General features: G+C 74.3%; 21 protein-coding genes and 1 tRNA gene. 11 read left to right on the top strand and 11 right to left on the bottom strand.

Features of this window, described 5'->3' with window-relative positions; genetic code table 11:
- Positions 1-16: 16 nt before the first annotated feature.
- The 3 genes from AB0G08_RS01310 to argS form a co-directional block, all read right to left on the bottom strand.
- Positions 17-1,330: a homoserine dehydrogenase gene (locus AB0G08_RS01310; RefSeq protein WP_358081588.1), complete on the bottom strand. Its 1,314-nt coding sequence runs from the start codon at positions 1,328-1,330 to the stop codon at positions 17-19.
- An 8-nt stretch (positions 1,331-1,338) separates the two neighbouring features.
- Positions 1,339-2,724 (bottom strand): diaminopimelate decarboxylase, encoded by a 1,386-nt coding sequence (gene lysA / locus AB0G08_RS01305; protein WP_358081391.1) that lies wholly within the window; start codon positions 2,722-2,724, stop codon positions 1,339-1,341.
- Positions 2,725-2,785: 61 nt separating this feature from the next.
- Entirely contained in the window at positions 2,786-4,450 is a 1,665-nt protein-coding gene (gene argS, locus AB0G08_RS01300; RefSeq protein ID WP_358081388.1) for an arginine--tRNA ligase, read from the bottom strand.
- A gap of 100 nt (positions 4,451-4,550) precedes the next feature.
- On the opposite strand from argS, the gene AB0G08_RS01295 reads away from it, so the two are divergent.
- The 4 genes from AB0G08_RS01295 to AB0G08_RS01280 all read left to right on the top strand — a co-directional run bounded on the left by AB0G08_RS01295 (position 4,551) and on the right by AB0G08_RS01280 (position 7,420).
- On the top strand, positions 4,551-5,372 hold the full coding sequence (locus AB0G08_RS01295; RefSeq protein WP_358081384.1) for a DUF3105 domain-containing protein: 822 nt from the start codon (positions 4,551-4,553) through the stop codon (positions 5,370-5,372).
- A gap of 8 nt (positions 5,373-5,380) precedes the next feature.
- Positions 5,381-6,043, top strand: a complete 663-nt coding sequence (locus tag AB0G08_RS01290) for a DUF305 domain-containing protein (protein WP_358081381.1) — start codon at positions 5,381-5,383, stop codon at positions 6,041-6,043.
- A gap of 312 nt (positions 6,044-6,355) precedes the next feature.
- Positions 6,356-7,048 (top strand): winged helix-turn-helix domain-containing protein, encoded by a 693-nt coding sequence (locus AB0G08_RS01285; RefSeq protein WP_358081378.1) that lies wholly within the window; start codon positions 6,356-6,358, stop codon positions 7,046-7,048.
- Positions 7,049-7,348: 300 nt separating this feature from the next.
- Positions 7,349-7,420 (top strand) — tRNA-Arg (locus AB0G08_RS01280).
- Between the two features lie 257 nt (positions 7,421-7,677).
- Here AB0G08_RS01280 and AB0G08_RS01275 read toward each other — a convergent pair.
- The 4 genes from AB0G08_RS01275 to AB0G08_RS01260 all read right to left on the bottom strand — a co-directional run bounded on the left by AB0G08_RS01275 (position 7,678) and on the right by AB0G08_RS01260 (position 11,128).
- Entirely contained in the window at positions 7,678-8,196 is a 519-nt protein-coding gene (locus AB0G08_RS01275) for a hypothetical protein (protein ID WP_358081375.1), read from the bottom strand.
- Between the two features lie 245 nt (positions 8,197-8,441).
- The gene (locus AB0G08_RS01270; RefSeq protein ID WP_358081373.1) at positions 8,442-8,945 is read right to left on the bottom strand and encodes a DUF1772 domain-containing protein; all 504 of its coding nucleotides are present in this window, start codon (positions 8,943-8,945) and stop codon (positions 8,442-8,444) included.
- Positions 8,946-9,315: 370 nt separating this feature from the next.
- Positions 9,316-10,275: a non-homologous end-joining DNA ligase gene (gene ligD, locus AB0G08_RS01265; RefSeq protein ID WP_358081371.1), complete on the bottom strand. Its 960-nt coding sequence runs from the start codon at positions 10,273-10,275 to the stop codon at positions 9,316-9,318.
- 31 nt (positions 10,276-10,306) lie between these two features.
- A complete protein-coding gene (locus AB0G08_RS01260; RefSeq protein WP_358081368.1) occupies positions 10,307-11,128 on the bottom strand; it encodes an isocitrate lyase/phosphoenolpyruvate mutase family protein in 822 nt (273 codons plus the stop codon).
- Between the two features lie 52 nt (positions 11,129-11,180).
- Between AB0G08_RS01260 and AB0G08_RS01255 the strand changes: the two genes are divergently transcribed.
- The 4 genes from AB0G08_RS01255 to AB0G08_RS01240 all read left to right on the top strand — a co-directional run bounded on the left by AB0G08_RS01255 (position 11,181) and on the right by AB0G08_RS01240 (position 16,012).
- Entirely contained in the window at positions 11,181-12,587 is a 1,407-nt protein-coding gene (locus tag AB0G08_RS01255; RefSeq protein ID WP_358081365.1) for a PLP-dependent aminotransferase family protein, read from the top strand.
- 75 nt (positions 12,588-12,662) lie between these two features.
- Entirely contained in the window at positions 12,663-13,097 is a 435-nt protein-coding gene (locus AB0G08_RS01250; protein WP_358081362.1) for a helix-turn-helix domain-containing protein, read from the top strand.
- A 124-nt stretch (positions 13,098-13,221) separates the two neighbouring features.
- Positions 13,222-13,767 (top strand): helix-turn-helix domain-containing protein, encoded by a 546-nt coding sequence (locus AB0G08_RS01245; protein ID WP_358081359.1) that lies wholly within the window; start codon positions 13,222-13,224, stop codon positions 13,765-13,767.
- Positions 13,768-13,807: 40 nt separating this feature from the next.
- On the top strand, positions 13,808-16,012 hold the full coding sequence (locus AB0G08_RS01240; RefSeq protein ID WP_358081357.1) for an MMPL family transporter: 2,205 nt from the start codon (positions 13,808-13,810) through the stop codon (positions 16,010-16,012).
- A gap of 99 nt (positions 16,013-16,111) precedes the next feature.
- Here AB0G08_RS01240 and AB0G08_RS01235 read toward each other — a convergent pair whose 3' ends face one another.
- On the bottom strand, positions 16,112-17,368 hold the full coding sequence (locus AB0G08_RS01235) for an erythromycin esterase family protein (RefSeq protein ID WP_358081355.1): 1,257 nt from the start codon (positions 17,366-17,368) through the stop codon (positions 16,112-16,114).
- 91 nt (positions 17,369-17,459) lie between these two features.
- On the opposite strand from AB0G08_RS01235, the gene AB0G08_RS01230 reads away from it, so the two are divergent.
- Positions 17,460-17,651 (top strand): DUF2795 domain-containing protein, encoded by a 192-nt coding sequence (locus AB0G08_RS01230; RefSeq protein ID WP_357878135.1) that lies wholly within the window; start codon positions 17,460-17,462, stop codon positions 17,649-17,651.
- 97 nt (positions 17,652-17,748) lie between these two features.
- On the opposite strand, the gene erm is transcribed toward AB0G08_RS01230, so the two are convergent.
- Together erm and AB0G08_RS01220 are read right to left on the bottom strand one after the other, a co-directional pair.
- The gene (gene erm, locus AB0G08_RS01225) at positions 17,749-18,546 is read right to left on the bottom strand and encodes an ErmE/ErmH/ErmO/ErmR family 23S rRNA (adenine(2058)-N(6))-methyltransferase (protein ID WP_358081352.1); all 798 of its coding nucleotides are present in this window, start codon (positions 18,544-18,546) and stop codon (positions 17,749-17,751) included.
- A gap of 473 nt (positions 18,547-19,019) precedes the next feature.
- Complete coding sequence (locus tag AB0G08_RS01220) at positions 19,020-19,925, bottom strand: Gfo/Idh/MocA family oxidoreductase (RefSeq protein WP_358081586.1); 906 nt, start codon at positions 19,923-19,925, stop codon at positions 19,020-19,022.
- Positions 19,926-20,328: 403 nt separating this feature from the next.
- Here AB0G08_RS01220 and AB0G08_RS01215 point away from each other — a divergent pair, with 403 nt between their 5' ends.
- Positions 20,329-20,724, top strand: a complete 396-nt coding sequence (locus AB0G08_RS01215) for a hypothetical protein (RefSeq protein WP_358081350.1) — start codon at positions 20,329-20,331, stop codon at positions 20,722-20,724.
- Positions 20,717-21,136: a hypothetical protein gene (locus AB0G08_RS01210; RefSeq protein WP_358081348.1), complete on the top strand. Its 420-nt coding sequence runs from the start codon at positions 20,717-20,719 to the stop codon at positions 21,134-21,136. The genes AB0G08_RS01215 and AB0G08_RS01210 overlap by 8 nt, the downstream gene beginning before the upstream one ends.
- A 156-nt stretch (positions 21,137-21,292) precedes the next feature.
- Here the strand turns inward: AB0G08_RS01210 and fabG are convergent, their stop codons facing one another.
- Entirely contained in the window at positions 21,293-22,051 is a 759-nt protein-coding gene (gene fabG / locus AB0G08_RS01205) for a 3-oxoacyl-ACP reductase FabG (RefSeq protein WP_357878123.1), read from the bottom strand.
- Between the last annotated feature and the right edge of the window lie 74 nt (positions 22,052-22,125).

Below are 22,125 nucleotides of genomic sequence, written 5' to 3'. Positions count from 1 at the left end.
GCGGGGCCGAAGACTGTCACAGCCCGCCCTCCACCCGCAGCACGCTCGCCACCGAGCGGACGATGTCCAGCCCGCGCAGCTCGCGCACGGTGGCGGCGAGCGCCGCGTCGGGTGCCACGTGGGTGACGATGACCAGGTCGGCGTCTTCGCCCCGGCCGGCCGGGCCCCCGCCCGCCGGGCCCTGCCGCACGGTGGCGATCGACACGTCGTGCCGGGCGAACACCCCGGCGACGCCCTCCAGCACACCCGGCCGGTCGGCCACGTCCAGGCTGATGTGGTAGCGGGTCAGCGCCTCCCCCATCGGCCGCACCGGCAGGTCGGCGTACGCGCTCTCGCTGGCCGACCGCACCCCGGCGAGCCGGTTGCGGGAGACCGCCACCACGTCGCCCAGCACCGCGCTGGCGGTCGGCGCGCCGCCGGCGCCCCGGCCGTAGAACATCAGCGGCCCGGCTGCCTCGGCCTCGACGAAGACCGCGTTGAACGCGTCGCCGACGCTGGCCAGCGGGTGGCCCAGCGGGATCATCGCGGGGTGCACCCGCACGCTTACCGTCTCCCGACCGGCGGCGTCGGCGCCCCGGGCGGCGATGCAGAGCAGCTTGATGGTGCACCCCATCGCCTTGGCGCTGGCCACGTCGGCCGCGGTGACCTCGGTGATGCCCTCCCGGTGCACGTCGGCCGCGCCGACCCGGGTGTGGAACGCCAGCGAGGCGAGGATGGCCGCCTTCGCCGCCGCGTCGAAGCCCTCCACGTCGGCGGTCGGGTCGGCCTCGGCGTAGCCCAGCTCGGTGGCCTCCTCCAGCGCCTCCGTGAAGCCGGCGCCGGTCGCGTCCATGGCGGAGAGGATGAAGTTGGTGGTGCCGTTGACGATGCCGGTGACCCGGTTGATCCGGTCGCCGTGCAGCGACTCGCGCAGCGGGCGCAGCAGCGGGATCGCCCCCGCCACGGACGCCTCGTAGTAGAGGTCGCCGCCGCCCTCGGCCGCCGCGTCGTGCAGGGCGGCGCCGTCCTCGGCGAGCAGCGCCTTGTTGGCCGTGACCACGCTCTTGCCGGCCCGCAGCGCCTCCACCAGCCAGCCCCGCGCGGGCTCGATGCCCCCGACGACCTCGACGACAACGTCCACGTCGTCGCGCTTGATCAGGCCGAGCGCGTCGGTGGTGAACAGGGTCGGGTCGACCGGCAGGTCGCCCCGGTCGCGGCCGAGACGGCGTACGGCGATGCCGGCGATCTCCAGCGGGGCGCCGATCCGGGCGGCGAGGTCGGCCGCCTGCTCGTGCAGCAGCCGGACCACCTCGCTACCGACCGTGCCGCAGCCGAGCAGTGCCAGGCGCACAGGTGACGTCATCCCACATCCAATGCCAGCAGGTCGTCTTCGGTCTCCCGCCGGACGATCAGGCGCGCCTGGCCGCCCCGCACCGCGACCACCGGGGGGCGGGGCACGTGGTTGTAGTTGCTGGCCATGCTCCGGCAGTAGGCGCCGGTGCCCGGCACCGCGACAAGATCTCCGGGCTGCACGTCGGCGGGCAGGAATTCATCCTTCACCACGATGTCCCCGGACTCACAGTGCTTTCCCACCACGCGGGCGAGCATCGGCTCGGCGGTCGACGCCCGGGACGCCAGCGTCGCGGAGTAGGACGCGTCGTAGAGCGCGGTACGGATGTTGTCGCTCATCCCGCCGTCGACGCTCACGTACGTCCGGATCCCGTCCACGTCCTTGACCGTGCCGACCTCGTAGAGGGTGAAGACGGCCGGCCCCACGATCGCCCGGCCCGGCTCGATCGACAGGTGCGGCACCGCCAGCCGCTCCGCCGCGCACTCGGACTCGACGATCCGGCGCAGCCGCTTCGCCAGGTCCTGCGGGGTGGCCGGGTCGTCCTGGGTGGTGTACGCGATGCCGAAGCCGCCACCGAGGTCCAGCTCGGGCAGCTCCACCCCGCGCGCGTCGCGGATCTGCGCCTGGAGGCCGAGCACCCGGCGGGCGGAGACCTCGAAGCCGCTGGCGTCGAAGATCTGCGAGCCGATGTGCGAGTGCAGGCCGCGCAGCTCCAGCACGCCCTCGTCGAGCACCCGGAAGGCCGCCTCGGCCGCCGCCCCGCCCGCGAGGGAGAAGCCGAACTTCTGGTCCTCGTGGGCGGTGGCGATGAACTCGTGGGTGTGCGCCTCGACGCCGACCGTGACCCGGATCATCACCCGGGGGCGGACGCCCCGCTCGCGGGCGAGCGCGGTGAGCCGGTCGATCTCGTCGAACGAGTCGAGGATGATCCGGCCGACCCCGGCGTCGAGCGCCCGGGTCAGCTCGGCCACCGACTTGTTGTTGCCGTGGAAGCCGATCCGCTCGGGCGGCATCCCGGCCGACAGCGCGGTGGCCAGCTCGCCCCCGGTGCACACGTCGAGGTGCAGGCCCTCCTCGGAGATCATCCGGACCACCGCGCGGCAGAGGAAGGCCTTGCCGGCGTAATAGACGTCGACGCCGTCGAAGCCGGTGCGGAAGTCGCGGCAGCGCGAGCGCAGGTCGTCCTCGTCGAGGACGTACACCGGGGTGCCGAACTCGGCCGCGACGTCGCGGACGCCGAGCCCGGCGACGGCGAGCACGCCGTCGCCGTCGCGCGTCACGTTGCGCGGCCAGAGCTGCGGCACCAGGGCGTTGACGTCGACCGGGGGACGCAGCCACGCCGGCCCTCGGCTGCCGATGTCGCCGTGCAGCGCACCGGCCTCGTGAGCACGCATTACCGGTCTTCGCTTCGCGACTGCGGGGCTCGCAAGCTCACTCCTCGCGCTCGCACAGCGCTCACATCCTCTCGGGGGCCGAGACGCCGAGCAGGCGCAGGCCGTTGGCGATCACGGTGCGGGTGGCGTCGTTCAGCCAGAGCCGGGCCCGGTGCAGGTCGGTGACCTCCTCGTCGCCGCGCGGCAGGATCCGGCACTCGTCGTAGAACCGGTGGTAGGCCCCGGCCAGCTCCTCCAGGTAGCGGGCCACCCGGTGCGGGCCGCGCAGCTCGGCCGCCGCGGCGACCACGGCGGGGAACTCGGCGAGCGCCTTGAGCAGCTCGTTCTCCTTCTCGTGCCCGAGCAGCTCCGGGCGGAACGCCTCGGCGTCGCCCCGGGTCAGCCCCACCTCGGCGGCGTTGCGGCCGACGCTGGCCGTCCGGGCCGCCACGTACTGCACGTAGTAGACCGGGTTGTCGCGGGTGGCGCGGGTCCACAGCTCCACGTCGATGTCGATCGGGGAGTCGCTGGAGTAGCGGGCCAGCGCGTACCGGGAGGCGTCCACGCCGATCGCGTCGACCAGGTCCTCCAGGGTCACCACGGTGCCGGCCCGCTTGCTCATCCGGACCGGGGCGCCGTCGCGGACCAGGTTGACCATCTGGCCGATCAGGATCTCCAGGTTGCGCTCCGGGTCGTCGCCGAAGCACGCCGACATCGCCTTCATCCGGCCGATGTAGCCGTGGTGGTCGGCGCCCAGCATGATCACGACCCGGTCGAAGCCGCGCTCCCGCTTGTCGAGGTAGTAGGCGCAGTCGGCGGCGAAGTAGGTCCACTCGCCGTTGGACTTGCGCAGCACCCGGTCCTTGTCGTCGCCGAAGTCGGTGGTGCGCAGCCAGGTCGCGCCGTCGGACTCGAAGATCCGTCCCTGCTCGCGCAGCCGCTGGAGGGCCAGGTCCAGCTCGCCCCGGTCGTGCAGGTCCTTCTCGTTGAAGTAGGTGTCGAACTCGACCCCGAAGCCGCGCAGCGAGGACTTGATCTCGGCGAACATGAGCTGCACGCCCTCGACCCGGAAGACCTCCTGGGCCGCGTCGTCGTCCAGCTCCAGCACGTCGGGACGGATCTTCCGGACGGCGTCGACGATCTCGGAGATGTACGCCCCGGCGTAGCCGTCCTCGGGGGCCGGCTCGCCCTTCGCGGCGGCGAGCAGGGAGCGGGCGAACCGGTCGATCTGGGAGCCCGCGTCGTTGAAGTAGTATTCCGTGCCCACGTCGGCACCCGTGGCGCGCAGGAGCCGGCTGAGCGCGTCGCCGACGGCCGCCCAGCGGACGCCGCCGATGTGCACCGGGCCGGTCGGGTTCGCCGAGACGAACTCCAGGTTCATCCGCTGGCCGGCGAGCCGGTCGCTGCGGCCGTACGCCTCACCGGCCTCGACGATCGCCCGGGCGAGCTGCCCGGCGGCGGCCGCGTCGAGCCGGATGTTGAGGAAGCCCGGGCCGGCGATCTCCACCGACTTGACCCCCGGGGCCCGACCGAGCTGGTCGGCCAGCGCCGTGGCCAGCTCGCGCGGCGGGACGCCCACCTTCTTGCTGAGCTGGAGAGCCAGCGTGGAGGCGTAGTCGCCGTGCTCGGGGTTGCGGGGTCGCTCGACCACCGTCCGCTCCGGCAGGGCGGCGCGGTCCAGGCCACGCTCGGTGAAGACGGCGTGGGCTGCGGATAGGACGACCTCGGCGAGTTCTGCGGGAGTCACCGATCCATGTTATCGGGGGTAGACTCGGCACCCGCGGCGGCGACCCAGTGTGTGAGACCGGCCCGCCGGATCCCCTGACCGACCGACCTGACGAGGCACCATGAGCATCAGCACCCCGGGCGGCCCTGAGCGCCGTCCGAACGTGGTCAGCACCGGCAAGAAGCCGGCGGCGGGCCGCCCGGCCGCCGGCGCCAAGCCCGGGTCCACCGGCGCCAAGGCCGGGTCCGGCAAGCCGACGGGCACCCGTCCCGGCGCGGGGGGCAAGGGCCGCAAGCCCATCGCCCCGGTGAAGGTGAGCCAGGGCCGCTCCTGGGGGCCGATCGCGCTCTTCGTCGCCGTGGGTGTGCTGGCCGTGGCGATCATCGGCTACGGCGCCTGGGCGACGTTCCAGGGCGCCAAGCCCTGGGAGGACCGGGCGGACGCGATCGAGGGCATCGTCAACTACCGCGAGAAGGACAAGGACCTCGTGGCCGGCGGCAACCACAAGACGGGGCCGATCACCTACACGGTGCTGCCGCCGGTGGCCGGCCCGCACAACGCGGCCTGGCAGAACTGCATGGGTGACGTCTACCCCGCCCAGATCGCCAACGAGCACGCGGTGCACAGCCTGGAGCACGGCACGGTCTGGATCACCTACCGCCCCGACCTGCCCGCCGACCAGGTGACGAAGCTCGCCGAGAAGGTGCGGGGCAAGGAGAAGCTGATGCTCAGCCCGTTCGAGGGGCTGGACAAGCCGATCTCGCTCCAGGCGTGGGGCTACCAGCTCAAGGTCGACAACGCCGACGACGGCCGGATCGACGAGTTCATCAAGACGCTGAAGGTCAACGCCTCGGTCGAGGGCCCGACCGCGCTGTGCAGCCAGGGCATCACCGCCACCGGCACCACGCCGCGCGACGATGCCCCGCAGATGCCGCAGGGCTGAGGAGAGCGATGAGCATCCCGACCATGATCGATACGAGCGAGCCGGCCAGCCCGGCTCCGGAGGAGCGGCGTCCGCCGGTCCGCTGGGGCACGGCCGCGCTGGCCCTGGCCGTCGTGGTCGGGCTACTCCTCGGCTACGCCGGTGGCCTGTTGACGCCCCGGCTGACCCGCCCGGGCGACGCCTCGGCGGAGGCGGGCTTCGCCCGGGACATGATGACCCACCACGCGCAGGCGGTGGAGATGGGCCTGATCGCCTTCGACGAGGGCGCGGACCCGGAGGTCCGCAGCATCGGCGGCGACATCGCCACCGCCCAGCAGGGCGAGATCGGCACCATGCACACCTGGCTGCGCTCGTGGGGGCTCGACCCGGCGGGCAGCCAGCCGTCGATGTCGTGGATGTCCGACGGCGCCGGGCTGGTCAGGAACGGGCTGATGCCGGGCATGGCCACCCCCGAGGAGATGGCGAAGCTGCGCGCGGCCGAGGGCCGGGAGCTGGACGTCCTCTTCCTGCAACTGATGATCAAGCATCACTTGGGCGGCATCCACATGATCGACGGCATCCTCGACGTGAGCGACGAGCCCGACGTGGTCCGGACCGCGCAGACCATGAAGAACACCCAGCGCAACGACCTCACCAATCTCCAGAACGCGCTCCAGCGGTTGGGCGGCTGACCCACCTCCGCCGCCCCGCTGTCCGTCGAGAGGTCCGCGTCGCCGCCGGTTCATCCGGCCGACGCGGACCTCTCGCCGTTCCAGCCCGGGGCCGAAGCGGCCTTCCCGCACCCGGTGACCGGCCCGGCCGTCGCGCCCTGCGCCACCCTCGGGCTGCTCTCCGTCCACGCGTACGCCGACCACGCCGCGACCGCTCGGCGTCCAGCTTGACAGGCAGACGACCCGATTGACCGGAACGCCCGATTCCGACACTAAGAGAGTTTTCTCCACACATATCGTGACCAGTTGCGATTCGGGCTCGTTGCGCAGGACGTGGGGGTTGCACTGAGAGACGCACGGCGCTCGGTCACCAGCTGGTGCCGGCGCCACACCATCGGCGGTGACGGGGCGGTGGCAGCCGTCCGTCGCGGACAGCGGCAGGGCGAGCCGGGAACGCTCAGCCGCGAACAGGAGCTCGAACTCATCGACGTCCTGCGGGGCGTCTACCCCGACGAGCTGGGGCTGGACGAGGAGCTGTGGACGCGACAGAGCCTGCACGCCCTCATCCAGCGCCGCTTCGAGGCGCCCATGGACGCCGGGGCGGTCGGGGCGTACCTGCGGGCCTGGGGGCTGGGCCCGCGGGAGCCCCGGGAGCGGGCCTGCGGCCTCTGCGTCGGCGCGGTGGAGCGCTGGGTGCGCAGCGAGTACCCGGCCATCACCCGGGCCGCCCAGGAGCACCTCGCCGAGGTCTACTGGATCGGCCGGGTACGCCTGCGCGGCACGATGCCGGCGGCGGACGTCATCTCCGCCGTCTCGTCCCGCGGCCGGGTGCGCTTCATGATCACCACACCGTCGGTCGACCCGCCGCTCCCCCGCGACTTCGTGCTGCGGCTCAGTGGCGAGGAGCAGCGGACCGTGCACCTGATCGTGGACGGCTCCTGGCCCCGCAACGAGTGGCCCCGGCGCCTGCCCCGCCGCGTCGTGCTGCACCCGCTGCCCAGCTGCGGCCGCGCCGTCGCCGCCTGACCGCCCACACCTGCGGTGACCGCACCGTACGCCCGCCGTCGGGCGCGCCGGCCCGCGCCGGGCCCGCCGACCCGGCGCGACGGCCGAAGCGGCCGGCGGACATCGACGAGTGGAACGCCATGGTCGGATCGGACGACGGGAGACAACCGTGAGGTTCCACTCGTGCCGCCCGAGGGCGCCCGCCCTCCCCGTGGCGCGGCGTGCGGCGCAGGCGGCACCGGGCAAGGCGACACGAGGGCGGGCACCGGATACCGATTCGGCGTTCCGGGGAGGCGTTTGCTAGTCTTCTCGAGTCGCTGAGCCCCCGTAGCTCAGGGGATAGAGCACCGCCCTCCGGAGGCGGGGGCGCAGGTTCGAATCCTGCCGGGGGCACACTTGCTAGAGAAGCTTTGACCAGCACGAAGAGGCCGTTGACCAGGGCAAGCCCGGGCAGCGGCCTTTGTCGTACGTCCGGCCACGTTCGGCTCTCAGCGGCCCGCGACGGGCGCCCACACCGGATGCGTGCCGAAGTTCAACGCGGCCGCCTCCTGGCGCGCGCCGAGCCGGATCATCGGGCGGGCGGCCGCGGAGCAGGTGCGGCGCGTGTGGAAGCCATCGCAGCCGCCGCACATCTGTTGGAGACTCCAGCCTCACTCGACAATCTGGTCCTCCACGAAACGCATCCGCTTGACGATCTTCCCTTCCTTGCTCTTCTCATAACTGGAGTATTCCTTCTGCGGGTCGGCGTCCGACCAATCGATCGCCGCGATGAGATCGTTCTTGTGGTGCTCCATCCGATCCGTGCTCAGGTAGCCCTCGTCCGGCTGCCAGTCCCTCGGCAGGTCGTCGCTCTCCCGGTAGAAGTACATGTGGAAGAAGCGGGTCTTTCCCGCCGCCGCTTCGACTTCCCCCTCGACTGGATGCTCCTTGCCGTACTTCTCGACCAGTTCCTTCAAGTCCGTCAGGTCCTCGGGTGGGTTCAGGATCATGTAGTGCCTCCTGACGGTCACGGCGTCCTCGTCCTTCTTGCCGAAGACCTGCTCCGTGTTCTCGATCTCGAAGATCCTGGTCTCCCCCGAATCCTCATTCCCTGCGCATCCGGCCAGGATCAACGGGACGAGAAGCACGCCGACGATCAGGGCCAGGGTTCTCGCATGGGCTCTGATCACCAGATCCTCCTCGGAGCTGAACTGGCCGCAGCACGGGTGGCGGCGGAGCGGCCCGCAGCGGCGCGGGCTCGCGATGAACGCGAGGCCAGGGCAGAGATCATGGGCGGAAGACTATCTAGTGGATCATGACCGCCAGCAGAGAGGCCGCCGACCAGGTTGCCTGGCCGGTGGCCTTCCCTGTGCTCCGGCCGCCGCCCGGTCGGGGCGGGCGGGAGGCGTCGGGCGGGAGGCGTCGGGCGGTTCCGTCAGGCCCGAGGGGCGGTCGCGCGGGCCCAGCGCAGCAGCGCGGTGAACGCCAGCGCGGCCGTCACCGCCCCGCCCACCAGCCGCACCCGGTGCCCGGCGACGAACTCGGCCGCGACCTGACGCAGGTACTCCGGGGAGTGCGTGCCGACCGGGTCGACGAACATGATCTCGTTGCGCGGCCAGAAGAAGAAGACCGAGAACAGGAACTCGCAGGCGACGAAGACCACGGCCGCGCCGGCGATCCACCAGCGCAGCCGGCGGTCGCGCCAGGTGAGCACCGCCGCCGCGAGGCAGGCGAGCACGACGGTCGCGCCGAGCGGCGGGAAGTAGTCACTCGGGCCGCCCGCCACCAGGAACTCGCGGGCCCGGTCCAGCGACGCCGGGGGGTCGCCGAAGATGTTGGGGTAGAGCATCACGGTCTCGGCGGCGACGCCGCCGAACGACATCATCGCCGTCCACACCAGAGCGATGAGCACCGTCCAGGTCAGCCTGTCGCGGGTCATGGGTCCTCCTGCCGATCCAGTCGACGCCGTGCCGGCGCCGTCCGCTGGGGTCGTCGTCGACGCTAGGTCGGCCGCCGCCGCCCGTCTGCCGCCCGACGGCGCGAACGCGGGGTCGACTCTGGACGTACGGCGGCACGGACCGGTCGCCCGCCCGCGCGGTCGGGCGTCGCTTCCCGACGTAGCCGAGGTGGCCGACGGGCATGGCCGAGGGGCGACCCACGACAGGCGACGGAGCACCGACAGACGACGGAGACCGACAGGCGACAGGCGACAAGGGCCGACAGGCGGCGGAGGGCCGACAGGAGACAGGCCGACGGTTGGCCGGCGACAGGCGAGGGAGGAGCGAGGGCTGAGGGGCGGTGGGCGTACGTCAGTCGGCGGCGCGGCGGGCGCGGGCCCGGCGCTTGCCCTCGTGCATGGCCTGCACGCGGGCGACCGGAATGGTGTGGCCCTCCGCGACCAGGTCCGCCGGGAGTCGCTGCGGCGCGGGCAGCCGCTCGGCCCAGGGATCGCGCTCGGCGACCAGCGCCGGGGCGGTACGGATCGTGAAGTCCGCCGGGGTCACGTCGCCCAGGTCGGCCCAGTCGACCGGGAAGGAGACCGGCACGCCCGGCCGCAGCCGGGGACTGTAGGCGGCCACCACGGTCGCCCCGCCGGCCCGGGTCGAGTCGACGAACACCTTGCCGCCCCGGTCCTCGCGGATGAAGGCGGTGGTGGCCAGCGCCGGGTCCAACCGTTCGGCGCGGGCGGCCACCGCGCGGGTCGCGGCGGCCATGTCCTCCACCGTGGCGCCCCGCGCCACCGGCACGAAGACGTGCACGCCCTTGGCCCCGCTGGTCTTGACCGCACCGGCGAGCCCCGCGTCGGCGAGCGCCTGCCGGACCAGCCGCGCGGCGGCGACCGCCAACGCGAAGGAGTCCCCCTCCGGGGGGTCGAGGTCCAGCACCAGGTGGGTGGGGCGGTGCAGGTCGTCGACCGTGGCCAGGGTGGGGTGGTACTCCACCGCGCGCTGGTTGGCGAACCAGAGCAGGGTGCGCCGGTCGTCGCAGAGCGCGTACGAGATCTCGCGGTGCGACGCCTCGGCCCAGACCGGGGTGCGGGCCACCCAGTCCGGGGTGTACTTCGGCAGGTTCTTCTGCATGAACGGCGGCTGCCCCGGCCGGACCCGGATCACCGACAGCGGCCGGCCGCGCAGCTGCGGCAGGATCCGCTCGTGCACCGCGTCGAGGTAGTCGACCAGGTCCCGCTTGGTCGCGTCGGCGCCGTCGAACAGCGGCTGGTCGAGGTTGGTCAGCGACACCCCGTCGCGGGTCTCGTCAGCGCCACTCATCCGACCACCTTCGCGGCCCGGGGGCCGGCGGTCAACCGGACGCGGCGGGGCGGGCCGCGACGAACGGGTCGGAGCGGGCCGCGGCGAACGGGTCGCCGCCGGCCCGGACGGCGTCGAGCAGCCGCTGGGTGTGCCCGCGCGCGGCGGCGTACAGGCCCCCGCCGTAGCTGACCCGGGCCACCCCGAGCGCGGCCAGCTCCGACACCGCCGGCGCGCCGGGCCGGGCGAGCGCGTTCACCGCGCCGGGCACGGCCGCCACCAGCGCGGACAGCGCCGCCGGGTCGGCGAGCAGGATCGGGTAGACGCAGTCCGCGCCGGCGGCGAGGTAGCGGGTGGCCCGGCTGACCGCCTCGGGGAGCCGGGCGGCGGGGTCGCCGCCGGCGTCGAGGAAGACGTCGATCCGGGCGTTGAGCACCACGGGCACCCCGGCCGCGTCGGCCGCCGCCCGGACCTCGGCCAGCAGGTCGGCCTGTGCCCCGGCGTCGAGCAACCGGCCGGTACGCGGGTCGGAGTCCTCCAGGTTGAGCCCGACCGCCCCGGCGTCGAGCAGGCGCTCCACCAGCTCGACGGGGCGCAGCCCGTACCCCCGCTCCAGGTCGGCGGTGACCGGGACGGCGACGGCGCGGGCGACGCGGGCCACGGCGGCGAACATCTCCCCGGGCGGGGTCGCCTCGCCGTCGGCGTGGCCGAGCGATTCGGCGACGGCGCTGCTGCTGGTGGCCACGGCCGGGAAGCCGGCGGCGGCGACCTGGCGGGCGGAGCCGGCGTCCCAGGCGTTGGGCAGGATCAGCGGGTCACCGGGCCGGTGCAGGGCGCGCAGCGCCGCCGCCCGGCCGGCAAGGTCGTCGGTCATACGCCGATTCTCGGCCGGCCGGCGCCCGGCTCTAAGCTCCAATGCCGTGCCGATGGACTGGGCCGCTTTCGGCGTCGACCTGCATCTGGAGCTGGACGCGTCGGCCGGGCGCCGGGCGGGGCTGGAGCGGGCGCTGCGCGACGCGATCCGGGACGGCCGGCTCGCCCCGTCGGCCCGGCTGCCCGCCACCCGGGCGCTCGCCGCGCAGCTCGGTCTGTCCCGGGGCACGGTCAGCGCCGCGTACGACCAGTTGGTCGCCGAGGGGTGGCTGGTGGCCCGGGTGGGCTCCGGCACCGAGGTGAGCGGGGCGCGGCGCGGCCCCGCGCCGCCGGCCGCCCCGCCGCCCGGCCCGGCCGCGCCCCGGTACGACCTGCGCCCCGGCAGCCCCGACGTGGGCACCTTCCCGGTCGCCGACTGGCTGCGGGCGACCCGCCGGGCGCTGGCCGCCGCCCCCGCGTCCGCCTACGGCTACGGGGACCCGCGCGGGCGGGTCGAGCTGCGCACCGCGCTCGCCGGCTACCTGGGCCGGGCCCGGGGCGTGCTGGCCGACCCCGACCGGATCGTGGTGACCACCGGCTACGTGCAGGCGCTGGTCCTGCTGGCCGCCGTGCTGCGGGACGCGGGCCGGCCGGTGCTGGCGATGGAGGATCCGGGGCTCGCGTTCCACCGGGAGGTGGCCCGCCGGCAGGGCGCCACGGTGCTGCCACTGCCGGTGGACGAGCGGGGCGCCCGCACCGACCTGCTCGGGACGGGCGGGCTGGCCGACGTGGCCGCCGCGGTGGTGACGCCGGCGCACCAGTACCCGACCGGGGTGACCCTGCACCCCCGGCGCCGGCACGCGCTGACCGGCTGGGCGCGGGACCGGGACGCGCTGGTGGTCGAGGACGACTACGACGGCGAGTTCCGCTACGACCGGCAGCCCGTCGGCGCGGTCCAGGGCACCGCGCCGGAGCAGGTCGCCTACGTGGGCACCGCCGCCAAGACCCTCGGCCCCGCGCTGCGCCTGGCCTGGCTGGTGCTCCCCGCCCGGCTGGTCGAGCCGGTGGTGGAGGCGAAGCGCCACCTGGACCTGCACACGGAGACGATCGGGCAGCTCGCGCTGGCCGACCTGATCGACGGCCACGGCTACGACCGGCAGGTCCGCGCGGTGCGCCGGCACTACCACCGCCGCCGGGACCTGCTGCTGGACCGGCTGGGCGCGATCCGTGGCCGGTACGCCGTGGGCGGGATCTCGGCCGGGCTGCACGCCCTGATCACGCTGCCGCCCGGCGGGCCGACCGAGGCGGAGGTGCTGGCCGAGGCCGCCCGGCACGAGCTGGCGCTGGGCGCCCTCGGCAGCCACCGGCACGCCCCCGGGGCGCACCCGGGTGGCCTGGTCGTCGGCTACGCCACCCCGCCCTCGCACGCCTACCCGGCCGCGCTCGGCGCCCTGGCCCGCATCCTCGTCACCGCCGCCTGACCCCTCCCTCGGGCGTACGGTTTTGTTGCCTGCGCCGGGCCCTGTGACCATGAGGCGGAGCGTGAGGAGACACCCATGTCCCAGGGGAACAGCGAGGCGACCGGCCGCCCGGCGTCGCAGGTGTGCGGGGCGGTCGACGGGTCCTCCGCCTCCGGCCGGGTCGAGGCCTGCACCGTCCGCGAGGTGCTCGACCGGGTGGGCGGCAAGTGGAGCATCGGCATCCTGGTGGCCACCTGCCAGGGCCCGGTGCGCTTCACCGAGCTGGAGCGCTGCGTGGAGGGGATCAGCCGCCGGATGCTCACCCTGACCCTGCGCAACCTGGAACGCGACGGCCTCCTGCACCGGAAGGTCCATCCGACCGTCCCGCCGAAGGTGGAGTACACCGCCACGCCGATCGCGCTGGAGCTCTACGAGTCGCTGGTCGCCCTGACCGGCTGGGCGGAACGGCACCGCAGTGCGATCGCCGAGGCCCGGGCCACGTACGACCGGGCGCACGGCGCGGCCGACTGACGGCGCCGACGGCGCGGGCGGAGTAAACCTCGGGCGCGTGTGGGGAACGCCACGCCCTCCATCTGACCGATCGGTCAGGGTCTGACCGATCGGTCAGGCATGCTGGTCGGGGAGGTGGGCCGGCATGGCGCGGATGGTTCCGGAGACGCACGACGAGATCCTCACGGCGGCGGCTCGGCGCTTCGCGACGACCGGCTACCGGGGCACCTCGTTGCAGGACATCGCCCGCGAGGTGGGCTGCTCCAAGGCGGCGGTGCTCTACCACTTCGCCAACAAGGAGGCCATCCTCACCGAGCTGATGGCCCCGGCGATCGGCGTCCTCCAGGCGCTCGACGAGCAGATCTGCGCGCATCACGGCGCGGCCGCCCAGCGGGTCGCCGCCGAGGGCTTCGTCGACCTCGCGGTCCGCTTCCGGCGCGAGATCGCCCTGCTCCGGGGCGAGTTCCCGGAGCTGCTCCAGCAGCCCGCCTTCGCCCACATCCAGCGGATCTCCGAGCGGCTGGTCGACGCGCTCGCCGGGCACCCGCAACGCCCGTCCGCCCGGATCGCGGCGCTGGTGCTGCTCGCCGGCATCTCCGAGACCTGCGGGGAGTTCGGCGACGTGTCCGACGAGGAGCTGCGCGCCGCCCTGCTGGCACTCGCCCGGCGGGCACTGGAGCCCGTCGACTGATCCGTCCCCAAAACCATCCACGACCGAGGACAAGGAACTCATGGCCACCCTGCTCTACCGGCTCGGCCGGGGCTCGATGCGCCGGCGGCGACTCGTCGCGGCCATCTGGCTCGTCGTACTCGTCGGTCTCGGCCTCGCCGCCGCGACCCTGCGCGGCCCGATAGCCGACAACTTCACCATGCCCGGCACGGAGTCGCAGCGCGCCCTGGACCTGCTCGCCGAGCAGTTCCCGGCGGCCAGCGGCGCGACCGGCACGATCGCGGTCAAGGCGCCCGCCGACGGCGCGCTCGCGAGCCCGCAGGGGCAGGCCGTGGTGAAGGAACTCGCCCAGGAGGCCGCGACGCTGCCCGGCGTCGTCGGCGCCGTCGACCCGTTCCAGGTGGGGGCGGTCTCCCCCGACGGCCGGTACGCGCTGGTCCAGGTCCAGTTCGCCACCGGCGCCGACGAGGTGACCGACGCCCAGCGCGAGGCGTACGAGAAGGTCGGCGAGCGGGCCGAGGCCCAGGGCTGGGAGGTCGCACCCGGCGGCGAGGTGCTCAGCAGCGTGCCGGAGGTCGGCTCCACCGAGGCGATCGGTGTGGCGGTCGCCGCGATCGTCCTGGTGGTCACGTTCGGCTCGCTGGTGGCGGCCGGGATGACCATGCTCAACGCGCTGATCGGCGTGGGCGTCGGCATGGCGGGTCTCTTCGCGATCAGCAGCGTGGTCGACCTGAGCAGCACCGCGCCGATCCTCGCCCTGATGCTCGGCCTCGCGGTCGGCATCGACTACTCGCTCTTCATCACCTCCCGCTACCGGCAGAACCTGATGGAGGGTCTGCCGCCGGACGAGGCGGTGGGCCGCGCCGTGGGCACCGCCGGCTCGGCCGTGGTCTTCGCCGGCGCCACCGTGGTCATCGCGCTGGCCGGGCTCGCCGTGGTGAACATCCCGTTCCTGACGGTGATGGGTCTGGCCGCCGCCGGCACGGTCACCGTCGCGGTGCTGGTCGCGATCACGCTCCAGCCGGCCCTGCTCGGCTTCGCCGGCCGCAGGGTGCTGCCCCGCAAGCTGCGCTCGACGGTGCCGGCCGGGGACGGGGCGGTCCACGCCGCCGGCGCGGCCACCCCGCCGGCCGAGGACCGGTCGGGCTTCGGGTTCCGCTGGGCGCGCCTCGTCACCCGGTTCCGGGTGCCGGTCATCCTGGTCGGGCTGATCGGGCTGGGGCTGCTCGCGCTGCCCGCGCCCGACATGCGGCTGGCGCTGCCCGACGCGGGCACCGCGCCCGTCGGCTCGCCGGCCCGGGAGTCGAGCGACCTGATCACCGAGGGCTTCGGGCCGGGCTTCACCGGCCGGCTCGCGGTGGTGGTCGCCGGGGACACCCCGCAGGCGACCGCGGCGGCCATCCCGCAGGTCACCGCGCTGGTCCAGCGCACCGAGAACGTCCTCGCGGTGGCCCCGCCGCAGCTCAGCCCGGACGGGCGCACCGCGCTGCTCGGGGTGGTGCCGAAGACGGGCCCGACCGAGGAGGCCACCGAGACCCTGGTCAACGACGTCCGCGCGGCGGTGGGCGAGTTCCGCGACGTCGACGTGCTGCTGACCGGGGCGACCGCGATCGGCATCGACGTCTCCGAGAAGCTCTCCGACGCCCTGCCGGTCTACCTGCTGCTGGTGGTGGGGCTCTCGGTGCTGCTGCTGATGCTGGTCTTCCGCTCGCTGCTGGTGCCGGTCAAGGCCGCGCTGGGCTTCCTGCTCACCGTCGCCGCCACCTTCGGCATCACCGTGGCGGTGTTCCAGCAGGGGCACCTCGCGGACCTGGTCGGCCTGGACACGCCCGGCCCGCTGGTCAGCTTCCTGCCGATCCTGCTGATCGGCATCCTGTTCGGCCTGGCGATGGACTACGAGGTCTTCCTGGTCTCCCGGATGCGGGAGGACTTCGTGCACGGCGACACCGCGCAGCAGGCGACCATCAACGGGATGGGGCACGGCGCCCGGGTGGTGACCGCCGCCGCGCTGATCATGATCTCGGTGTTCGGCGGCTTCGTCTTCCTCGACGACCCGGTCATCAAGTCGATGGGCTTCGCGCTCGCCATCGGCGTCGCCATCGACGCGTTCGTGGTCCGGATGACCATCGTGCCGGCTGTGATGTCGCTGCTCGGCAAGCGGGCCTGGTGGCTCCCCCGTTGGCTGGACAAGATCCTGCCCAACGTCGACATCGAGGGCGAGGGCCTGCGCGCCCACCTGGACGAGAGCTCCCCCGCCCGCGCCTGACCACCAATCTGTCGATCATGCAGTTGTGGTGCCCCGCACAACCGGCGAAACCGGCGGTAACGGGCACCACAACTGCATGATCACCGGGTGGAGCGGGGGTCAGACGCCGGCCGGGTAGGTTTCCATCTCGCCCGGGGCGCTCAGCGCCGGGAGGGGGTGCAGGGCCGTCGTCTCGTCGCACCAGACGAAGGCGTCGTAGCGTTCCCCCAGGCGGGTCGGCACGTAGTTGCCCCACGACTCGAACGACGGGTCGTAGACCACCCCGATCGCCCGGTGGTCGGCGGTCCCGGTGACCCAGCCGGGCTGGTCGTCGCCGCCGAAGACCAGCACCGCCCGCTCGGGCATCAGCTCGTGCAGCCGGTGCTCGACCGAGCCGGCGCGGGCCGGCGGCACCACCATCGCCTCGGCCGGCGAGCCCCAGCGGGGCGCGGCGATCACCGTGCCCCGGTAGCCGCCGAAACCGACCAGGACCACGTCGTCGGCACCGTGCCGTTCGCGGGCCAGCTGGCCGATGTTGACCATCCCGTCGGCGGCCATGTCGGTGGCCCGGGCGTCGCCGACGTGCGTGTTGTGCGCCCAGACGACGCCCCGCGCGCCCGGACCGTAGCGCTCCAGCAGCCGGTCCAGGGTGTCCGCCATGTGCGTGTCCCGGATGTTCCACGAATCCGGCCCGCCGCGCACCATCGCCCGGTAGTAGCGCTCCGCGCCGGCCACCACCTCCGCGTTCTGCCAGGCCGAGAAGCTGTCCGGGCCGTCCGCTGCGGCCTGTTCGCGGGTACGCGCCAGCAGCCGCACGACCTCCTCCTCGCAGCGGGCGGAGACGAACCGGCTCGCCATGCCGTACTCCTCGACCCGCTTGCCGTACGGCTCGAAGCAGCGGTACGCGTCCTGCGCCGCCTCCAGCGAGTTCGGGTCCTCCTCGCCGAGGTAGTCGAAGATCGCCTGCATGGACTCCCAGAGGCTGTAGACGTCCAGGCCGTGGAAGCCGGCCCGGGCGTCCTCGGGCCGCTCCACGTTCCACGCCCGCAGCCAGGAGCAGAAGCGGGCCACCTCGGCGTTCGCCCACATCCACGTCGGCCAGCGCTCGAAGCGCTCCAGCGCGGTACGCGGCTCGACGGCCCCGCCCGGGGCGGCGGTCACCGAGCGGTGCACCCGGTCGCAGTCGGGCCAGTCCCCCTCCACGGCGACGAACGAGAACCCGCACTCGGCGATCAACCGGCGGGTGAGCTGTTCGCGCAGGCGGTAGTAGTCGTAGTTGCCGTGCGTCGCCTCGCCGATCATCACGATCCGGGCGTCCCGGACGCGCTCCAGCAACGGGTCGAAGTCGCTCGGCGCGCCGAGCCGCTGAACCAGCATGCCGGCGGCTACCCGGCGCGCCGCCGGGGCAAACCGCCGATCGTCGATCGGCGGGCGGTGTGCCGGCGGGCTGAGCGGGTAGCCCGCCGGCATGACCGTCACCGGCGTGCAGTTGCAGGAGTACCTGGCCGGGCTCGACTACCCGGTCTCCCGCGAGGACCTGGTCCGCTGGGGCCAGGAGAACGGGGTCAGCACGGAGATGCTCCAGACGCTGCGGGCCCTGCCGGCGGAGGAGTTCGACTCCCCCGCCGAGCTGAGCGAGGCCCTGAACACGCTGGCCTGACCGTCAGCGGGCGGTGCGGCGGCACCGTCAGCGGGCGTGCAGCAGCCGGTCAGCGGGCGGTGCGGCGGCACCGTCAGCGGGCGGTGCGGCGGCGCCGTCAGCGGGCGTGCAGCAGCCGGAACAGCACCAGCCACTGCTCGGGCCAGACGTGCCCGACCGGGGTGGCCGGGTCGAGCCGGGTCGCCCGCAGCGCCGCCGACAGCCGCGCCCGCGGGTGGTGCCGGGCCAGCGAGGCCGCGAGCGAGCCGCCGACCCCGTCGAAGCCGATCTCCACCATCCGGCGGTACGCCGGCAGCGCCGACGCGGCCAGCAGCGGCTCCGGCCGCCGCTGGAGCCGCAGGATGCCGGCGTCCACCCCCGGCACCGGGCGGAACGCGGTGCGGGGCACCCGCCCGGCGAGCCGCCAGCCGAACTCCGGCCAGGTCAGCACGGTCAGCCTGGTCCACCGGCCGTAGTCGCCGCTGCGCCGGCGGGCGTACTCCAACTGGGTGAGCAGGGTGGCCGCGCCCAGGCCGGGCGCGCCCAGGCACCAGCGCACCACGGCCGAGGTCAGCGACCAGGGAATGTTGCCGACCACGTCGAACTCCTCCGGCGGCGGGGCGACGGTGAGGAAGTCGACCTGCCGGTGGGTCACGTTCGGCAGGGCCGCGCAGACCCGGGCCAGCTCGGCGCCGGCGGCCGGGTCCACCTCGTACGCCGTCAGGTGCCGGCAGCGGGCCGCGAGCGGCCGGGTGAGCTGGCCCCGGCCGGCACCCACCTCCAGCAGGAGCCGGTCGGGCCCGGGGCGGGCGGCGTGCACCATCCGGGCGATCGCGGCCGGGTCGGCGAGGAAGTTCTGGGAGAGTACGCGACGGGACCGGTCGCGTTCGGTTGCTCGGGTACGGCGGGGCGCCACGGGTCGTCGTCCTGTCTGTCGCCGTGCGGCGACGGAGCGGACAGGCAGCCGCGAGCGGGGCCTGTCCGAGTGGTCGGGGACTCGGACGGCCCTGTGCGGGACGCGGAACGCGGGAATCGGCGGCGCACGGCGAACCGCCACGCCGCGGTGGGTGACCGGGGTGGTGCCGACGGGCGGCACTCAGCCCCGGGACGGGGCCCGGATGCGTGGCGGGGGCGGCGCCGTGCCCGGGGATGCCGGGGCGGTGGCGCCGCGGGTGCGGTGCGGGGTCAGTCGCGGGTCGCGCCGGCCAGGGCCGGACGCCGGACTCGCGGGCGGGCCGCCAGGAGCGGCCCGAAGGCGGCCGGCGTGCCGACCCCCTCGATCAGAGCGTGCGCGGACATGCGGCCGACCCTAGCCGCGCCCGGCCCCGCGAGGCGACCGCTTTTCCGCCTCGCGGCGCCCTCCCGGCCGGGCGGGGTGGCCCCTCCGCCTCAGGCCGGCAGGTCGACGGTGCGGCCCTCGGCGCGGGCGGTCTCGGCGGCGGCGAGCACGGCGACGACCTCGCGGCCGAAGCGTACGTCGCAGCGGTGGTCCCGGGTGCCCGACCCGATCTCCTCCAGCAACTGGTCGATGGCCACGCCGAACGCGGTCGCCGAGTCGCCCTCGCCGGCCGGAACGGTCTCGACGCCGTTCTCGCCGTAGAAGACGAACTCCCGGCTCACCGCCTCCTGCGGGGCGTCCAGGGTCAGCGACACCGTGCTGGTCGCGCCCCCGTCGTGGGTGAGGAGCAGGTGGACGAGCCCGCGCGGCCCGTCCATCGCGGCGACGCGGGTGACCCGGCCGAGCACCGGCAGGAGGATCGACAGCGCGTGCGGGCCGACGTCCCACAGCGCGCCGTGCTCCCGCCGCCAGGGCGAGGTCCCGTACGGGTTGCCCGGCTGGAAGATGGACCCGAACCGGATCGCCTTGGCGGTGTGCCACCCGCCGACGGCGGCCGTCGAGGCGAGGAAGGCGGCGACGTCCGGCTGGTAGCGGCCGGTGAAGAAGACCACCGAGGCCACGCCCGCCGCCTGCGCGGCGTCGACCACCCGGTCGGCGTCGGCGACGCTCAACGAGAGCGGCTTGTCCAGCAGTAGGTGCCGGCCAGCGGTGGCCGCGCGGACGGCGAGGCCGGCCTGGACGTCCGGGGGAAGGGCCACGGCGATCGCGTCGCAGGCGTCGATGAGCGCGTCGGCGTCGTCGAACACCGGCACCCCGTAGCGCTCGGCCAGGGCGGCGGCCTTGCGCGGGTCCCGGCCCCACACGCCGGCGAACGCGACCCCCGGGTGCGCGTCCAGCGCCGCGCCGTGCGTCTCCGCCGCCCAGTGACCGGTGCCGAACAACCCGAACCGCACCACGAGTACCCCCACCTCATCGTCCCGCCACGGCACCCGTGGCCCCGGTCCACGCTAGTCGCCCGATCCCGCGCCCGCCCGGACGACGCCGATGGACGCCAGCCGCCCGGCGGACGAACCGACGAAGGGACGGGCGACGAGACGGCGGACCAACCGACGAAGGGACGGGCGGCGAGACGGCGGGCGAGGCGACGGGCGACGGGCGGCGAGCCGGCGGGCGGCGAGCCGGCGGGCGGCGAGCCGGCGGGCGAGCCGATGAAGGCGACGGGCGACGGGCAGACGACGGCGACCGGCGGCAAGCAGACGAAGGCGGCGGCCGGTGACGCGACGGGGCGGCGGGTGGCGGGGTGTACTACGCGGGTTAGTAGGCTGTGCCGGTGACCGAACCGCACCCCGGATTGCCCCGATGACCAGCGCGGCGTCGGCGGGTTCGCCGGTGGACGGGCTCCTCGCGACCGCCTCGATCGTGTTGTCGCTCCTCGTCGCCGCCTGGGCGCTGGTCGCCACGCTGCGGCATCGCGCGCCGGACCGGGCGCAGTTCGTCGGCCTGGCCGTGCTGGAGGTGGCGCTGCTCGCGCTGGCGGCGCTGGCGCTGGTCGCCCTCGGCGGCGGCGAGCGGCCGGGCGAGCCGGGGGCCTTCTTCGGCTACCTGGCGACGCTGGTCTGCCTGCCGCCGCTGGCCTGGGTGCTGGCCCGGATGGAGCCGACGCGCTGGGGCTCGGCGATCGTCTGCGCGGTCTGCCTGGTCACGCCGGTGGTCGCCGTACGGCTCCAGCAGACCTGGGAGGCGCTGGGTGGCTGACGTGCGCGCCCCCGAGGTGAAGCGGACCAACGCCGGCCCGGGACGGCTGCTGATCGCGGTCTACCTGCTCTTCGCGATCGCCGCGACGAGCCGCGCCGGCCTGCAGATCGCCACGAAGTTCGACGAGGCGCCCGTGGCGTACCTGCTCTCGGCCCTCGCCGCGGCCATCTACATCGTGGCGGCGGTGGGGCTGGCCCGCGCCGGCGCCGCCGGGCGGCGCGTCGCCCTGGCGTGCTGCGCCGTGGAGCTGGTCGGGGTGCTCGGCGTCGGGGCCCTCAGCCTCGCCGACCCGGAGCTCTTCCCCGACGAGACGGTCTGGTCGCAGTTCGGCAGCGGGTACGGCTACATCCCGCTGGTCCTCCCGGTGCTCGGCCTGCTCTGGCTCTGGCGCACCCGCCCCGCCACCCCCTGACCCCATGCCCCCGCCGCGAAGAACAAGCGTCGATCATGCAGTCGTGGTGCCCGTTGTGACCGGGTCCGCCGGCTTTGCGGGGCACCCCAACTGCATGATCGACGTTCCGGGGCGGGGCGGGGCTCGTGGGGTGGGGTGGGGCGGGGGTGCAGGCGGTCAGTCCTTGGGGCCGCCGGCCACGTAGATGACCTGGCCGGAGACGAAGGACGCGCCCTCGCTGGCCAGGAACGAGATGGTGTGCGCCACGTCCTCGGGGCGGCCGACCCGGCGCACCGCGATCTCCGACTCGGCGTGCTTCTGGAGCGCCTCGAAGTCGACCTTCATCCGGGCGGCGGTGGCGGCGGTCATGTCGGTGACGATGAAGCCGGGCGCGACCGCGTTGACGGTCACCCCGAACGGGCCCAGCTCGATGGCGAGGGTCTTGGTGAAGCCCTGGAGGCCGGCCTTGGCCGCCGCGTAGTTCGCCTGGCCCCGGTTGCCCAGCGCCGAGGTGCTGGACAGGTTGACGATCCGGCCCCACTTCGCCTCGACCATGTGCTTCTGGGCGGCCTGGCTGAACAGGAACGCGCCGCGCAGGTGCACGCCCATGACCGTGTCCCAGTCGGCGTCGGTCATCTTGAACAGCAGGTTGTCGCGGAGCACGCCGGCGTTGTTGACCAGCACCGTCGGGGCGCCGAGTTCGGCGGCGACCCGCTGCACGGCCGCCTCGACCTGGGCCCGGTCGGACACGTCCGCGCCGACGCCGAGCGCCCGGCCGCCGGCAGCGGCGATGGCGTCCACGGTCTCCTTGGTCGCCGACTCCTCGATGTCGACCACAGCGACCGCGAGGCCGTCGGCCGCCAGCCGCCGGGCGGTGGCCGCCCCGATCCCCCGCGCCGCCCCCGTGACGATGGCGACCCGCTGCTCCTCCGACATGCCTACCTCCCGGTAACCTGCGCTCGATCGAAGGAGCTTAACCCAGCCGTACGGCGGCGCCGGCCGGCGCGGGA

This window comes from Micromonospora sp. NPDC023644 (assembly GCF_040640115.1).
Classification (GTDB): domain Bacteria; phylum Actinomycetota; class Actinomycetes; order Mycobacteriales; family Micromonosporaceae; genus Micromonospora.
The sequence above is the reverse complement of the archived record's forward strand: the minus strand, read 5'-3'. Positions and strand labels throughout refer to the sequence as shown.

Bases quoted from the DNA above. Each gene is read 5' to 3' on its own strand.
- lysA (WP_358081391.1), bottom strand. From the start codon at position 2,724: ATGCGTGCTCACGAGGCCGGTGCGCTGCACGGCGACATCGGCAGCCGA.
- AB0G08_RS01295 (WP_358081384.1), top strand. From the start codon at position 4,551: ATGAGCATCAGCACCCCGGGCGGCCCTGAGCGCCGTCCGAACGTGGTC.
- AB0G08_RS01290 (WP_358081381.1), top strand. From the start codon at position 5,381: ATGAGCATCCCGACCATGATCGATACGAGCGAGCCGGCCAGCCCGGCT.
- AB0G08_RS01270 (WP_358081373.1), bottom strand. From the start codon at position 8,945: ATGACCCGCGACAGGCTGACCTGGACGGTGCTCATCGCTCTGGTGTGG.
- ligD (WP_358081371.1), bottom strand. From the start codon at position 10,275: ATGAGTGGCGCTGACGAGACCCGCGACGGGGTGTCGCTGACCAACCTC.
- AB0G08_RS01260 (WP_358081368.1), bottom strand. From the start codon at position 11,128: ATGACCGACGACCTTGCCGGCCGGGCGGCGGCGCTGCGCGCCCTGCAC.
- AB0G08_RS01255 (WP_358081365.1), top strand. From the start codon at position 11,181: ATGGACTGGGCCGCTTTCGGCGTCGACCTGCATCTGGAGCTGGACGCG.
- AB0G08_RS01250 (WP_358081362.1), top strand. From the start codon at position 12,663: ATGTCCCAGGGGAACAGCGAGGCGACCGGCCGCCCGGCGTCGCAGGTG.
- AB0G08_RS01245 (WP_358081359.1), top strand. From the start codon at position 13,222: ATGGCGCGGATGGTTCCGGAGACGCACGACGAGATCCTCACGGCGGCG.
- AB0G08_RS01240 (WP_358081357.1), top strand. From the start codon at position 13,808: ATGGCCACCCTGCTCTACCGGCTCGGCCGGGGCTCGATGCGCCGGCGG.
- AB0G08_RS01235 (WP_358081355.1), bottom strand. From the start codon at position 17,368: ATGCTGGTTCAGCGGCTCGGCGCGCCGAGCGACTTCGACCCGTTGCTG.
- AB0G08_RS01230 (WP_357878135.1), top strand. From the start codon at position 17,460: ATGACCGTCACCGGCGTGCAGTTGCAGGAGTACCTGGCCGGGCTCGAC.
- AB0G08_RS01215 (WP_358081350.1), top strand. From the start codon at position 20,329: ATGACCAGCGCGGCGTCGGCGGGTTCGCCGGTGGACGGGCTCCTCGCG.
- fabG (WP_357878123.1), bottom strand. From the start codon at position 22,051: ATGTCGGAGGAGCAGCGGGTCGCCATCGTCACGGGGGCGGCGCGGGGG.